Annotated in this window: 16 protein-coding genes; 7 read left to right on the forward strand and 9 right to left on the reverse strand. The window is 74.4% G+C overall.

Translation table 11 applies throughout. The features are described 5' to 3' along the window. Positions 1 to 224 precede the first annotated feature (224 nt). The 3 genes from LV78_RS27075 to LV78_RS27085 all read left to right on the forward strand — a co-directional run bounded on the left by LV78_RS27075 (position 225) and on the right by LV78_RS27085 (position 2666). On the forward strand, positions 225 to 647 hold the full coding sequence (locus tag LV78_RS27075) for a hypothetical protein (RefSeq protein ID WP_253848466.1): 423 nt from the start codon (positions 225 to 227) through the stop codon (positions 645 to 647). Positions 648 to 782: 135 nt separating this feature from the next. After that, positions 783 to 1004 (forward strand): hypothetical protein, encoded by a 222-nt coding sequence (locus tag LV78_RS27080; protein WP_253848467.1) that lies wholly within the window; start codon positions 783 to 785, stop codon positions 1002 to 1004. 177 nt (positions 1005 to 1181) lie between these two features. After that, positions 1182 to 2666: a hypothetical protein gene (locus LV78_RS27085; protein WP_253848468.1), complete on the forward strand. Its 1485-nt coding sequence runs from the start codon at positions 1182 to 1184 to the stop codon at positions 2664 to 2666. 246 nt (positions 2667 to 2912) lie between these two features. On the opposite strand, the gene LV78_RS27090 is transcribed toward LV78_RS27085, so the two are convergent. The 9 genes from LV78_RS27090 to LV78_RS27135 form a co-directional block, all read right to left on the reverse strand. Next, complete coding sequence (locus LV78_RS27090) at positions 2913 to 3104, reverse strand: hypothetical protein (protein WP_253848469.1); 192 nt, start codon at positions 3102 to 3104, stop codon at positions 2913 to 2915. Positions 3105 to 3752: 648 nt separating this feature from the next. Next, positions 3753 to 4037 carry a hypothetical protein gene (locus LV78_RS27095; protein ID WP_253848470.1) on the reverse strand — a complete coding sequence of 95 codons (285 nt, stop codon included), beginning with the start codon at positions 4035 to 4037 and terminating at the stop codon, positions 3753 to 3755. Between the two features lie 82 nt (positions 4038 to 4119). Then, a complete protein-coding gene (locus tag LV78_RS41045; protein WP_301307427.1) occupies positions 4120 to 4995 on the reverse strand; it encodes a hypothetical protein in 876 nt (291 codons plus the stop codon). Beyond that, entirely contained in the window at positions 4992 to 6080 is a 1089-nt protein-coding gene (kilB, locus tag LV78_RS27110; RefSeq protein WP_253848472.1) for a plasmid transfer protein KilB, read from the reverse strand. The genes LV78_RS41045 and kilB overlap by 4 nt, the downstream gene beginning before the upstream one ends. Then, the gene (locus tag LV78_RS27115; protein ID WP_253848473.1) at positions 6077 to 6217 is read right to left on the reverse strand and encodes a hypothetical protein; all 141 of its coding nucleotides are present in this window, start codon (positions 6215 to 6217) and stop codon (positions 6077 to 6079) included. Before LV78_RS27115 ends, kilB begins: the two co-directional genes overlap by 4 nt. A 12-nt stretch (positions 6218 to 6229) precedes the next feature. Continuing rightward, entirely contained in the window at positions 6230 to 6451 is a 222-nt protein-coding gene (locus tag LV78_RS27120) for a hypothetical protein (protein WP_253848474.1), read from the reverse strand. Between the two features lie 202 nt (positions 6452 to 6653). Then, the gene (locus LV78_RS27125; protein ID WP_253848475.1) at positions 6654 to 6947 is read right to left on the reverse strand and encodes a hypothetical protein; all 294 of its coding nucleotides are present in this window, start codon (positions 6945 to 6947) and stop codon (positions 6654 to 6656) included. 166 nt (positions 6948 to 7113) lie between these two features. Continuing rightward, positions 7114 to 7353 (reverse strand): DUF397 domain-containing protein, encoded by a 240-nt coding sequence (locus tag LV78_RS27130; RefSeq protein WP_253848476.1) that lies wholly within the window; start codon positions 7351 to 7353, stop codon positions 7114 to 7116. Further along, positions 7353 to 8213, reverse strand: a complete 861-nt coding sequence (locus LV78_RS27135) for a helix-turn-helix domain-containing protein (protein ID WP_253848477.1) — start codon at positions 8211 to 8213, stop codon at positions 7353 to 7355. The genes LV78_RS27130 and LV78_RS27135 overlap by 1 nt, the downstream gene beginning before the upstream one ends. Before the next feature lie 440 nt (positions 8214 to 8653). Between LV78_RS27135 and LV78_RS27140 the strand changes: the two genes are divergently transcribed. From LV78_RS27140 to LV78_RS27155, 4 genes are all read left to right on the forward strand, one after another. After that, positions 8654 to 8917, forward strand: a complete 264-nt coding sequence (locus LV78_RS27140) for a hypothetical protein (RefSeq protein ID WP_253848478.1) — start codon at positions 8654 to 8656, stop codon at positions 8915 to 8917. Further along, positions 8914 to 9306 carry a hypothetical protein gene (locus LV78_RS27145; RefSeq protein ID WP_253848479.1) on the forward strand — a complete coding sequence of 131 codons (393 nt, stop codon included), beginning with the start codon at positions 8914 to 8916 and terminating at the stop codon, positions 9304 to 9306. Before LV78_RS27140 ends, LV78_RS27145 begins: the two co-directional genes overlap by 4 nt. A gap of 213 nt (positions 9307 to 9519) precedes the next feature. Next, positions 9520 to 10839: a hypothetical protein gene (locus tag LV78_RS27150; protein ID WP_253848480.1), complete on the forward strand. Its 1320-nt coding sequence runs from the start codon at positions 9520 to 9522 to the stop codon at positions 10837 to 10839. Next, entirely contained in the window at positions 10836 to 12923 is a 2088-nt protein-coding gene (locus LV78_RS27155; RefSeq protein WP_253848481.1) for a M3 family metallopeptidase, read from the forward strand. Before LV78_RS27150 ends, LV78_RS27155 begins: the two co-directional genes overlap by 4 nt. Positions 12924 to 13045: the final 122 nt, after the last annotated feature.

Below are 13045 nucleotides of genomic sequence, written 5' to 3' on the forward strand. Positions count from 1 at the left end.
CTGTCGCGCGCAGGCCGTTCCTGTCCGCCGAACCCGAACGCGACCGATGTGCGCGGACGTCAGAGCGGCGTGGCCCGCTCGTCGTCGGTATCGAGCACGCGCGCGAGGCACCTGACGCCCCCAGGACCTGACAGCTCACCGTCAGTCGACTGCGCCGCCAGGAGTGGAAACATTTGTTCCACACCGTCCGGTCGACCACGCCTCCATGTGGAAACATTGTTGCCATGTCGACGACCGTGCAGCCGATCTATCTCGATCCCGCCGACCTCGCCGTCCTCTATCTACGCCGCGCCGGCCAGACCGACCACTGCCACCTCGTCCTCGACCTCCGAGACGGCGACCTCGCCGCCCACGCCAACCAGGAGGTCGAGGACCGCGACGTCCCCGAGAGCGTCGTCAGCGGCACTGTCCTGCGGTGGAGCATCCCGCGCCTGACCCCTGGGGACGCCAACCGGTTGATCGACCAGGCTCTCCCGCTGGCCCGCCGCGTCCTCGCCGGGTTCACCACCACCCTCGACACACAGCGCGCCACCGACATCGGCGTCCTGGACCGCGACGCCACCGCCGCCCGCGACGAGATCGAGGAGCTGGTCGCCGACTACCGCGACCACGGGCAGGTCATCGGCGAGATGGACGCGGACGAGTAGTTCGGCGCCACCGTCCCCGAAGGGCTGACCGCCGACACCACCGACGGCGAGCTGGACGGGCTGGTCGCCGAACTCGACGAGGTCGCCCTGTCCGAGCACCACGTCCTGCTCGACACCCGTCACCACCTGGAGACCGTGCGCGACAGGCTCCGCGAGGACCGGGCCGAGGGGTTCGTCGAGCTGGCCCGGCAGGCCGAGGCGGACCGCGTCGCCGCCCAAGCCCGCCGCAACGAGCTGCTCCATCGCGCCTATCAGTCCGGTGTGAGCGCCCGCTCCCTGGCCACGGCGATCGGGCTGTCCCACACCGGCGTACTGCGCGCCATCCGCAACCACGGCAACCGCGCCCCCGATGCCTGATCCACCTGCGGCACGACGGCCACGCGACCGGCGGGCCCAGTCCTCCTTCCTGGTCCCAGGGCTCACACCCGCGGTCGGCCCCGAGCACCGGTCTGCGGTGCGCAGCGGCGTGCCGGCCACCCCGACCAAGCGATCGGGTTCGCAGGTCAGCAGCGCCTGCGCCCTAGCATCCCCGGTATGGCGAAGAAGTCAAAGTCGAAGCGGACGCCGGTACGGCGGCCGATCCCGGAGTCGAAGCTGACCGGCGGCCCCCGAAGGGAAAAAGGCGGGTACCACGTCGGCACGCTCAAAAGCGCCGGCCGGGCGGTCCAGAACCTGCTGGTGGCCCCGGAGGTGGCCCCGGACCTGCGGGTCGAGCTGCTGCCGCCGCTGCTGTGGTTACAGCACGCCGACGGGCTGCCGGGCAACCTGTGCGTAGGCGCGACCATGACCCTGCACCACGCCTACGCCCAGCTGGGCATCGTCGCCGAGCCCCTTGCGGTGGACCTGGTGGTGCGCAACGAACGCACCTACCAGACCACGATGTACGGCCGTCCCGACCCGTACTGGGAAGGCAGGGTGTTCCACGGCCACGCCGTACTGTGGATGCCCCGCTCCGGCAGGTTGTGCGACGCCACCGTCGAGCGGTACCCCGAGGTCCGCCGCTACCGGCTCGGCCCGGTCGTGGGCCGCTCCGTCGGGTACGGCACCGACACCCCGGAGCACCGCGCCGCCGCCGAGCGGGGCGAACTGCCCGCCGGGTCCCACATCGCGGTCAACCGCAAGGACCTGCTCCTCATGTACACCGTCGTGGACGACCGGTACGCCCGCGTGGTCGCCGACCACGCGCACGACCCCGAACTGCGCGAGGACTACCGCCGCGGCGGCGTCAACCTCGCAGCCGAGGCCCTCCAGCTCTGGCGGCTGCCCGAGATCGCAGACCGCATCCGGCAGGCCCCCTACCCGCGCCTGCACGCCCTGCTCGACGCGGTCGGCGACGCCAGGGCCACCGTGGACGAAGCCGGTGACGTCCGCTTCCTGCTCCACACCGACGGCGGCGAGCTCGCGCTGCGCCTGGACGAGATCCCCCTGCCCCGGGATCTGCCCGACCCCGCCACCCTGCCCCGCCTGTACGACGTCGCCGAACTCCCCGGCCCGGCCGAGATCGACCGTCACACCGACCCCGTCCTGGTCGGCGAGGCCGCCCAGGACGTGCGCACCGAGGCCCGCACCCTGATCACCGGCGACCACACCACCGGCGGCGGCGACGAGCCCGTGGTCGTGTTCGAGCCCCTGCGGGCGATCGGGATGCGACAGGGCGGGCTGACCACCGAGATGCAGGCGTTCGCCATCATCCAGGCAGGATTCGCCCGCGCCGCCTCCGGCCGTCTCCGGCCGCCCCACCTGGCCCACTGGTCGGTCCGCCTCACCGGGGACGGCCTCGAACTCTGGGACGACGGGGGCCTCTGGGCCCAGGCGCCGCACACCCCGGATCCCGCCTGGCGCGCCGCCGCCGAGCAGCACGGCCGCGTCCGGGTGATCTACGGCGTGCGCACCGGCGTCCGGGTCCCCACATGCCTCACCCCCGAGGACTACACCCCGCAACGACGCGGCGAGGAACTGCTGCACAGCCGCGGCCAGGGCATCGTCGCCGTCGCCACCGTCCCCTGGCACGCTGCCTGACCGGCCCCCGGTCGTGGCCGCGCTCGCCCGCGTGATCGCGGTCCGTCCAGGCGGGCGACGCCCGGCCTCCGGCATCGGCGAGGCCTTTGCCGACCTCGCCGACACTGCGCGTCGCGGGATGCCGCACTGCCCGGCCGGGGACGAGGTGCCGGTACGGGTCGGGGGCGTCGGCCCGGTCCTGCAGGGCGGCGCCGGACGCCGCCACCTCCCGGCAGGACGGGTCCGGCCGCGTCGCCCCCGACTCCCTTAGCTGATCACGCCGTCCCAGAAGCCCCAGGCCACGGGGAACGTGCCGCCCCCGGCGAGCACGGCCACGGGCAGGGAGCCGGTCGCGGCGAAGGTCAACCAACCCGCGGCGAGCGAGCACAGCAACGACAGCAGCAGCACCAGGGTGGTGCGGACGCTGACATGAGGCGTCCTGGGGGTGGGTTCGTTCATTGCGGCGATCTCCTCAAGGTCGAGCGCGGGCCCGTGAACCGGAACGTCCGGGGTGCCACGCGGTGCGGTGGTGGACGTACGCAGACGGGATGTCTGCGCATGTCGTACCGGCTGCTCGACCTGTCGCCGGGGTGGTGGCCGCAGCCACCCCCGGCTAGGCTCTGCGGAGGAAGTCCCACAGGCTGGTCGACCAGCCGTCGAAGAGCTCCGTGGCAGTGGACCGGATTGCAGCCGGACCGCCGCCATATCGGGGCTCTTCGCGCTTTCGGAGTGAAACCGTAGCGGAGCGCGCCGCCGATCACTACCGCCGCTTCTCGCGGGCTTCGTCGGCCGAGGACGTCTTTGCCCCCTGAGGGGGGGGTAAAGCTCTGACCTGCATCTTCGCGCGTTGGGATGGACTCCCGCGATCTCAACCGATTTGTTGAACCCGCGTCGAGAGGGCAATTTCGACTGAATTAACCCCAAAACTTTCGACAGAGGCAAGCGTCGGACCTGCATAAATGAGAATTTTGGGGAAAAAATATACTTTCAGGTCATGACGGCATCATCCCTGCGGGCGAAGCGGTACTTCACGCGCCGTCCCCGGTCGGGGCGTGACGATTGGGATGACAAGAGCGCACCCCACCCCCTCGACTGTGACTTCCGCCACTATCGTTGCCGTGGTGCGCGGGACGCCTCCCGCAAGGGCCTCACCACGGCGCGGCGGTTCGTGCTGGCAGGTTGGCAGGTGCAGTGGACGTGCTCGAGCAGGGCGGCGACGACGCCGAGCGCCGCCGCAGTCTCGCCCACCTCGGCGGGGTCGTGGGTGTCGTCGGGGACGTACGTGCGGATCAGGTCGGCGACGGCGTCGCGGACCTCGTCCAGGGTGACCGGGCGGTCGTCGGGGCCGATGGTCCCGACGGCGGTGTGCCGGTCGGGCTGGTCCTGGTTCATGGGGATGCTCCCGGTGCGGGGACGACGATGCGGGCGCCCCCCATCCTGGGGGACGCCCGCCCGTGGTGTGCGTTCGCGCCGGTCAGCCTGCGGCGTCGTCGATGTCGGCCTCGTAGGAGGCGACGAAGTCCTCGCGGTCCTTCTTGTCCGCGATGGTCAGGGCGGTCTGCGCGCCCAGGGTGAGTGCCCGGCTCCGGGCGGCGGTCCTGTTGGTGGCGTCGGCGTTGCGCAGCGCGGTGAGCGCGGCGCGCAGTTCGGCCGCAGTGACCATGACGGGGTCCTTCCTCGGGTTATCGCGGCTGGTCAGTGGCGGGTGTCGAGGCTGTCGAGGGCGTCGGTGAGCAGCTCGCCAGACCTGGCGGCGGGCGGGTCGGTGGGGGTCGGCGACTTCGGCGGCGACGTGGCAGGGGTGCAGGCTCGGCTGCTGCCCGGTCGGGCGCTGGAGCAACTTCCAGTTCGGCTCGGGCGGGGAGACGGCCCGGGTGGCGGTCTCGGCGCGGCGCGGGTCCGTGCCGAGCAGGTCGCGCAGCTTGCCCCAGCGGGTCGGGTGGATCTGGGAGGGGGCGAGGGCTGTGGGGTGGACGGTGGCGGTGGCCTGGTAGCCGCAGCGCAGACCGAGCGGGACCAGCAGCCCGTGCCCAGGCCGCCCGGTGGTGTTCCAGCCGGTGGCCGCGCGCAGGTGGGTCGCGGCCTGCTCGCACAGCCCCACCGCGGGGGTGCCGTGGCGCAGCGAGGGGTCGCGGGTGAACAGCACCTCCCGCACCCGCCCGGCCGGGTCGAGGGCGAGCAGGACGGTGACCGGCCAGTGCAGGGCGAGCGCGGTGCGGTGCAGGGCGGCCCGGATCTCGACCGGGTCGGTGGGCGGCAGAGCCAGCCGGGCGCTCCAGGCCCGGGGTGCGAGCGCGACCACCTCGTAGCGGCCGATGCGCGTCCCCACGACGGGCGCGGGGGCGTTCACCGTGTCTCCTCCTTCTCGCGTCCGGCCTGGGCGGCGGCCTGCTCGTGGTCGAGAGTCTTGCGGCGGTGGGCGAGCAGCCGTGCGGCCAGTGCGAGCAGCTCGCGCACCGCCTGGCGCGCGGCCTGGTCGCGTAGATGGAGCCGGTCGGCGTCGGGGCTGTGCCACAGCGCGTAGGCGGCCTGGGTGGCCGTCTGTGCCGCGGTGTGCAGCTGCGGCAGGTCGAGTTCGGCGGCGACCAGGCGCAGCGCGGTCACCGGCGCGGCCAGGGCACGGCGGGTGGCGTGGGTGGCGGCGGTGGTGTCGGCCGCCCGCAGCTCGTCGCCGTGCCCGGCCAGGCGCTCCAGCTCGTCGGCGCGCATGGTGGCCAGGTGCGCGTCGAGCCCGATGACGAGGGTGCCTACCAGGCGCTCGGCGGTGTCCAGGCGGACCCGGACGCGGTGGGCACGGACCTGGGCGGTCTCCCGGTCGGGGTCGTGGTGTTCGTCGTGCTGGTCGTGGGGGCGGGCGGCGTCCCGGTCCAGGCCGGTGCGCCAGCCGGTGAGCAGGTCCGCGGCGAGCGCGGTCAGCGCGTGGCAGGCGGCGCGGGCCGCGTCCTGCCGGAGGGTGAGTTCGTCCGGGTCGGGGCTGCGCCACATGCGGTAGGTGGCCTCGGCGGCCTCGGTCCCGACCCGGTGCAGCTCGGGCATCTCCAGTTCGCGTCCGCGCAGCCGCAGGCCCATCAGGCAGCGGTCCAGGTGCTCGCGGGCGGCGTGGGCTTGGGCGTCGGCCGCGGCCAGGCGCAGCTCCCGGTCCAGCGCGTCCGGGTTCAGGGCCAGGTCCTCGCGGCGGCGCATGGCCGAGCGGTGTCCGTCCAGGGCCGCCACGGTGTCGATCACGGACTGCTCGGCGGCGTCCAGGCGGGCGTAGGCGTGGGTCAGGGCGGCGCGGTGGTCCTGGGCGGCGCGGGCGTGCGCGTCGCGGCGCCGGGCGGACTCGGCGGTGACCTGGGCCCCGCGCAGCGTGCCGCGCACGGCGATCGAGGAGGTCAGGGCGGCGGTGAGCAGGGTCGCGGTCGCGGGCACGACGACGATGAGGACGGCGTTCACGAGGCACCCCCGTGGATGTGGTGGACGTCCTGGTAGCCCTCGGCGGCCAGGTGGGCGGTGGTCAGGGCGGCGGTAGCGGCGTGCTGGGCGCGCACGACCCGGTCGGGGGCCTGTCGCCCCCGGCGCAGGCCGGGCATGGCCGCCTCGCGCTAGACCTGCTGGGCCAGGCAGGTGCCCAGGGCGCCGCCGATCTGGGAGACCAGCCCGGCGGGCACGGCCAGGGCCGCGAGCAGCGCGATCGCCAGCCCGTCGGCGCGGCCCAGGGCGTGGTCGACGGAGGCGCCGATGCGCTGCACCCAGGACCGGGCCTGGACCTGCTCGGGAGCGGCGGGCTGTGGCGGGGTGGTGGACGCGCACCGGTGGACGCGCACGGGCGGGTGCCCCGCGATGTGCGGGCGGCGAGGTGCGGTCCCTGCGGCGCGGCAGGGGGCGCTGGAGGTGTTGCGGGACGCGGGAGCCGAACGCAGGTGACGGGCGCGGTGGGAGGTCTGTGTGCTCACATCACCAAGCTAGAGGCTCACACCCTAGAAAAACTAGGGTCTAACCCTAGTTTTTCTAGGGTGTGAGCGCGTTTCACTCGGATGAGGTACCGGCTTCGGACGGGAAGGTGCCGTACGCCAGTAGCGCGGCGCGCCACCCTTGGACGTGATCGCGGGACGGCGTGGGGGGAGCACCGGCGAGGGTCGCGCGCGCCCAGGCCTGGAGGGCCTGGGACAGGGCCGCCGTGCTGATCCGGGCGCGGGGCCTGCCCTCGTGGGCGGCGAGCGCCTCGGCGACCTGGTCCAGGGTGAACACGGCCTCCAGGCGCAGGGGGTAGCCCCACGAGCCGTCGTCGGCCTGCTGGGCACGGCCGCGCGTGGTCACCATGTCGATTACCTCCCGGTTGACACAGACCCTCGAAAAACGAGGGTGTACAGCATGTTCTACCGGGTCCAGCAGCCGCGACGCACCCGCTCGGCGGCGCGGTCACGGCCGGACGGGAACGGCCGCGCCCGGAGGACCGGGCGCGGCCGTCGAGGTCCGGGCGGTGCGGCTAGCTCGCGGGTCCGTCGAAGTGGCCGTCCGCGATCGCGCCGAGCAGGGCGTCCATCCCGGTTCGGGTCAGCACGATGACCGGGCTGGCGTCGCCGAGCTTGGAGTCGCGGATGCCCGCGTGGCCGGACACGCGGAGGTTGATCTCGACGCAGCCGTTCTGCCCGGCGCTGCGGTGGGCCTTGACCCAGCCGGTGCCGGTGGCGCGGAGAGCGGCGCGTGCCGCATCGTGCGTGGTCATCAGAGGAGTGTCGCTGCCTTCCTGATCAGGTCGATGGTCTTCTCGCGGGGTTCGGCCAGCTCGAGCAGCCGGTCGAACACCGCGCGGTAGTCGGCGACCTGCGCGCGTTCCTCGTAGTACAGGCCCTGCGCGCGGGTCTCGACGTAGGCGGTGCCGGGGTCGTCCCCGAACTCGTCGTCGTAGTCCAGGATCGTGAAGGTGCCCTCGATCCCCGGATGGCCCCCGGCACTGTAGGGCAGCACCCGCAGGTCCAGGTTGGGCAACCGCGCGAGCTCGACCAGGTGCCCCAACTGCCCGCGGGTGGTCTCCGGACCGCCGACCAGGCGCCGCAGCGCGCTCTCGTCCAGCACGGAGCGCACCTGGGGCGGGTTGTCGGGGCGGGTGAGGATCTCCTGGCGCGCCATGCGCAGTTCGACCGCGGCCAGGACCTGCCCTTCGTCCAGGTTCCGCTGCCCGGCACGGTAGAGGGCGCGGGCGTAGTCCGGGGTCTGGAACAGGCCGGGGACCACCACCTGGTCGTAGGAGCTGATGACGGCGGCGTTGCTCTCCAGCCCGAGGTAGAGCTCGAACCAGTCGGGCACGGCGGGGAAGTTGATCCACCAGTCCTTGCCCTTCCCCGCGGCGACCAGCAGGTTGCGGAAGAAGGGGACCCTCTCAGGGCGGCCGTACCAGTTGAGCAGGACCTCGATGTCGCTGGGCGAGGGCGTGCGCACGTTGTTCTCGAAGTGCCGGTACGCGCCTGGGGTCTTGCCCAGGCGCTCGGCGACCTCCGCGGGCTCCTTGCCGGCTGCGGTCCGGAGCCGCTTGAGCTCCTGCGAGATCCACCGGCGTAGCGCGGTGGGGGACTGCCTGCCGACCACGGGGTTCCTGCCTCCGTCTCTGTGCAGCACCTGGGGGTACAGCGGATCACCCGGATAGGCCATGCCAAACCGTAGCGCGCTACAGCTGTAGCGCGCTACATTCGAGTCTGGCTGCCAAGCTGTTGGGCTACACGGTAGCCCCTGGCGCGGAACGCGTCGGGGAACGGGCACGCCCGCTTCCTCACGCGGCAGCGTCAGGTCGGCCTTCGTCCCTGGTGAGCGCTCCTCGAGCGCTGCACTCGGCCCATCAGGGGCACCTGAGCCGCAGGTCCCGCCCTGTGCCCCGACCGGGGCGGGACCCGCGCCAATTCCCGGGAGGCACCGATGGGACGCCTGCTGACCGACCTCTGGCCCGCGCTCGCGGCCGCCGCAGCGGCCGCGAGCTGGGTCGTCAGGGACCTGGCCAGGTCCACCCACCGCTCCGGCAGGAAGGACAGGCCATGACCACGACGACACTGCGAGTGCTGCGGGACCGGCGGAGGCGGCGGGTGGCCTGCCGGGACGGCCACGGGCTGCGCAGCTGGATCACCCCGTCCGCCCGCCCCGACGGCGCCGGGGTCCGCTTGGACACCTGCCTGGGCACGCTGCTGCTCACCCCCCTCGAGGTCGGCAGGCTGCGTGCCCGGCTGGCCGAGGAGATCCTGGCCTCGGAGACCACCCCGCCCCGCCCGGCCGGGGACCACCGGGCCGGGTGTCGGCCGTGAGCGGCGGACCGGCCGTGAGCGGCGGACCGGCCGTGGACGGCGGCCCCCACCTGGGAGCCCGGCACAAACTCGACGCCGCGCTGCACGCGTTGCGCCTGGCCGGATTCGCCCCGGTGGGCCTGCCCGCGCCCGGCGGCGTCCCGGACCCCGCGCTACTGCGGCTGCGCGGGGACCTGCAGGAGATGCTCGTACTCCCGCCCTACGGCGACGCCACGATCCTGATCGTGCGGGTGGCCCACGACCCCACCGCCCCGGCCTGGCTGCTGCGCGAGGTGCTGACCGAGGAGAGCCTGCCCGCGCTGCAGGCCGCCCTGCGCCTGCTCGACCACATCCGCCGCACCACGCCCGCACCCACGGCCGTCCCGGCCCGGCGGCGTCCGGCGGACTGACCGCAGGGCGCGGCAGCGCAAGTCGGGTGTCTCCTCCCCCCGGCACCGATCCTCGCGCGCCCCCTCCACCCCAGGGCCCGGCGCGGTTGGCGACGCGCGGGGCCCTCCTTTTCTTCTTTCCCCGCGCGTGGCGGGGGCGTCCCCGATCCTCGACAGGAAGGCGTCGTCGTGCCCGCTGCTGCCCAAGCCCGCCATCCCGAGGAACAATCGCCGTTGACCGCCCGCGCGCGGCGGCTGCTGTGGGCCCTGCACACCGTCCCCGGCCTGGCCCCGCGCGAGCTGGACCTCGATCTGGTCACGCGTCTGCACGGCGGCACCGCGTTGCAGGTGGAACGGGTGCTCGCCGAGTTGACCGTGCACAGGCAGCTCACCGCGATCGCACCCGGCCGGTGGTTGCTGCTCCCGCACCGCCCCCACCAGCCGCACGCCCAGCGGTATCGTCCCGCCGAGTCGGTGCCCGCGGCGGTGGCGGAGCGGGTGGACCTCCTGTTGGGCTGGTACGCCGGCACCGCCGTGACCGCCGACCGCGCCCTGAACCCGAACCCTTGGCGCCTGGCCACCGGCACCCACCAGGACCAAGGGGTGGGCGGACCGTGGCGGGTGGACCGCGCCCGCGCCTGGGCGTGCGGGCACCTGTCCGCCCTGCACGTCGCCCTCGACGTCGCGATCGCCCGTCGGCACGAGGACGCGCCCGTGCTGGCAGAGACGCTGTGGGCGCTGGCTGCCCAGGTGCGCCCACAGTTGGCGGCCGAGGCCGCCGAGCGCGCCCTGGCCCTGCCCACCATCACGGTCCCGGCATCCTGGTGCGTGGTGTTCGCCGCGCGCCGGGCCGCCGCGCTCGGCGCGATCGCCCTCACCCCCGAGCAGCGGCGAGCGGCCGAGCGCGCCGCCGACCACGCGCTGGACCAGGCAGGGGCAGGGGCAGGGGGCAGAGTGCTCGCGTTGGCACTGACCACCCGCGCCGCGCTGCTGGCCCGGCACGAACGGGACCCGGCCGCGCTGGAGCCGGCAGTGACAGCCCTGGGCCAGGCCCTCGGGCTGCTCGACCCCGACCGGCACCGACTCGACCGCGCGCACGCGCACCGCGTGCTCGCCGACGTGCTCACCGCACAGGGCGAACACCAGAGCGCCGAGGAGCACCTGCGCGCCGCCGTCGACCAGGCCCGCGACGGCGGAGACCTGCTGTGGTCCGGCAGGCTGCTGCTCGTCCAGGCCCGCCACACCCACCACGCGCACGGCCCGCAGGCGGCGCTGCCGCTGCTGCACGAGGCCGCGCGCACGCTCACCGACCGCGCCGCCACCGCCGACCAGGCCGGACTGCACGAACTGCTCGCCGCCGCACTGGACGGGCTGGGCGAGCGGGAGGCTGCGGCCGCGCACTGGGCGCAGGCCGCCCACCACTGGGTGCTCGCGCGCGAGGACCGGGCAGCGCTGCGCGCCCAGGCCCACGTCGACCGGACCGCCACACCGTCCTCACCCTCGTGTTCGGCTTCGTCCGCCGCTTCGCCGACCCTGTCCGGGAGGACCGCGTGACCAGCACACACCCCACCTCTCCCCCGCGGCCCAACCCGCTGCTCGACCCCGACTTCGACTCGGTGCCGCCACTGGCGCGGGTGCGCGCGGAGCACCTGGTGCCCGCCCTGCACCTCGCGCTGCAGCGGCGCGAGCAGGCGATCGCCCTGGTCGCCGCCGACACCGACGAGCCGACCGCAGGCAACACCCTGGACGCGCTCGCCACCGGAGACGCGCTGCTGCTGCGGGTGGGCCGGGTGCTCTCGATCCTGCTCCAGGCGGCCAGCACCCCGCAGGTGCGCCAGGCCCAGGAGGCCTACGACGACCTGGTCGCCGCCCAGGACCTGCGGGCGCGGTCCGACCCCGCCCTGCGGCTGCGGCTGCGGGCCCTGGCCGCCCGCACGGACCTGACCACCGCGCAGCGCTGGCTCATCGAGCGGATGCTCACCGCCTCCCGCGAACAGCAGGACGGCGACCTGCCCGAGCACGCCCGCCGGGCGGTGCGGGACCTGCAGGAGCGGGAGGGCCGGCTCGAACGGCGTGCGAGCGAGCTGATCGACCGGGCCACCCACCGCTGCCAGGTGCTCGTCGAGCACGAGCTGACCGAGCTGACCGGGCTGGGCGCCGGGCAGCGCCGCGCGGCCCGCGCCGCCGCCCTCGCCGCCGGCCGCGAGGGCTGGCTGCTGCCCCTGGACGCGCCCCTGCTCCAGCCGCTGCTGGCCCGCCTGGACGACCCCGCCGTGCGCGAGGTGCTGCACCGCGCCTCGCTGGAACGCGGCCAGGACCCCCGGTTGCGGGAGGCGGTGACGGCGCTGGTCGACACCCGCGCCCGCCTGGCCCACGCCCACAGACACCCCCACCACGCCGCCTGGACCCTGCAGGAGCAGGGCGCGGGCAGCCTGGAGCGGGTCGAGCGGTTCGTGGCCGCGCTGCTGCCCCCGACCGTGGCCGCCGCCCACCGGGACGACGCCACGCTCGCCGCGCTCGCCCGCCGGCACGGCCTGCCCCTGGACGAGCACGGGCGGGCACGCGCCTGGGACCGGCCGTGGCTGGCCGACCACACCCGCCAGGACGCGGGCCTGGACGGAGAGGAACTGGCCCGCCACCTGGAACTCGGCGTCGTCCTGACCGGCGCGTTCGAGCTCGCGGAGAAGGTCTTCGGGGTCGGGCTGGTCGAGGTCCACGACCCCGACCTGGCCTACGCGCCGGGCGTGCGGACCTGGCGGGCGCACGACCTGAACCAGGGCGACCGGCCGCTCGGGATCCTGCTGCTCGACCCCGCCGCCCGCACCGGCAAACGACCCGGCGGCTGGACGGTGGAGGTGCAGGCCCGCTCCCACGTGCCCACCGCCCCCGCCCTGGCGGCGGTGTGCCTGTCCCTGCCCACCCCCGACGACGGCGGCCCGCTGCTGCTCACCCCCCAGCAGGCCGCCACCACCTGGCACGAGATCGGCCACGCCCTGCACGCCCTGCTCACCGACACCGGCTACGCCCAGGCCAGCTACGTGCACCTGCCCCGCGACCTGGTCGAGGTCCCCGGCGTGCTGCTGGAGATGGCCTGCCTGGACCCGCGCGTGATCACCGGCTGGGCCCGCGACCACAACGCCGGAACCCCGCTACCGGCCGCCACCGCCGACCACCTGGCCGCCGCGCTGCGCGCGGGCGCCGCCGAGGCCACCGCCGCGATGCTGGGCACCGTCCTGCTCGACCTGGCCGCGCACACCCGGACCAGCACCGACACCGACCCCCTGGACCTCGACCTGCTCCAGCACCAAGCGCTGGCCGAGGCGGGCCTGGCCGACACCGGCGTCGCACCCCGCTACCACTGGCCGATGGCCAGACACCTGTGGACGGGCGGCTACGAGAGCCGGTTCTACGGCTACCTCTGGGCGGACGCGGTCGCGGCGGGCCTGCTCGAGGCGCTGGTCACCGCCCTGGGCCACGGCCCCGACGCACCCCAGGCCCGCACGCGGCTGAGAAAGCTGTTCACCGGCGGCGCCGCCCACCCGGAGCGCTACCCCGCCCCCGACCCCGCCGCCCTGCTGGAGCGGCTCGGCCTGCTCGACCACACCGGTTCCACGACCGGGGGCGACTGTTCCCCCTGAAGTCATAAGCCCTGGTCAGGAGGTGTGAACTGGTACGTCGGCGGCATCCGGGGGCGGGGTCGGTGTACCAGTTCGCGTACCAGTCGGCGTACCAGTTCGCGCGGCATGGTCACCGGCGGAGA

It is taken from the genome of Actinosynnema pretiosum (genome assembly GCF_024171695.1).
Lineage (GTDB): Bacteria > Actinomycetota > Actinomycetes > Mycobacteriales > Pseudonocardiaceae > Actinosynnema > Actinosynnema pretiosum.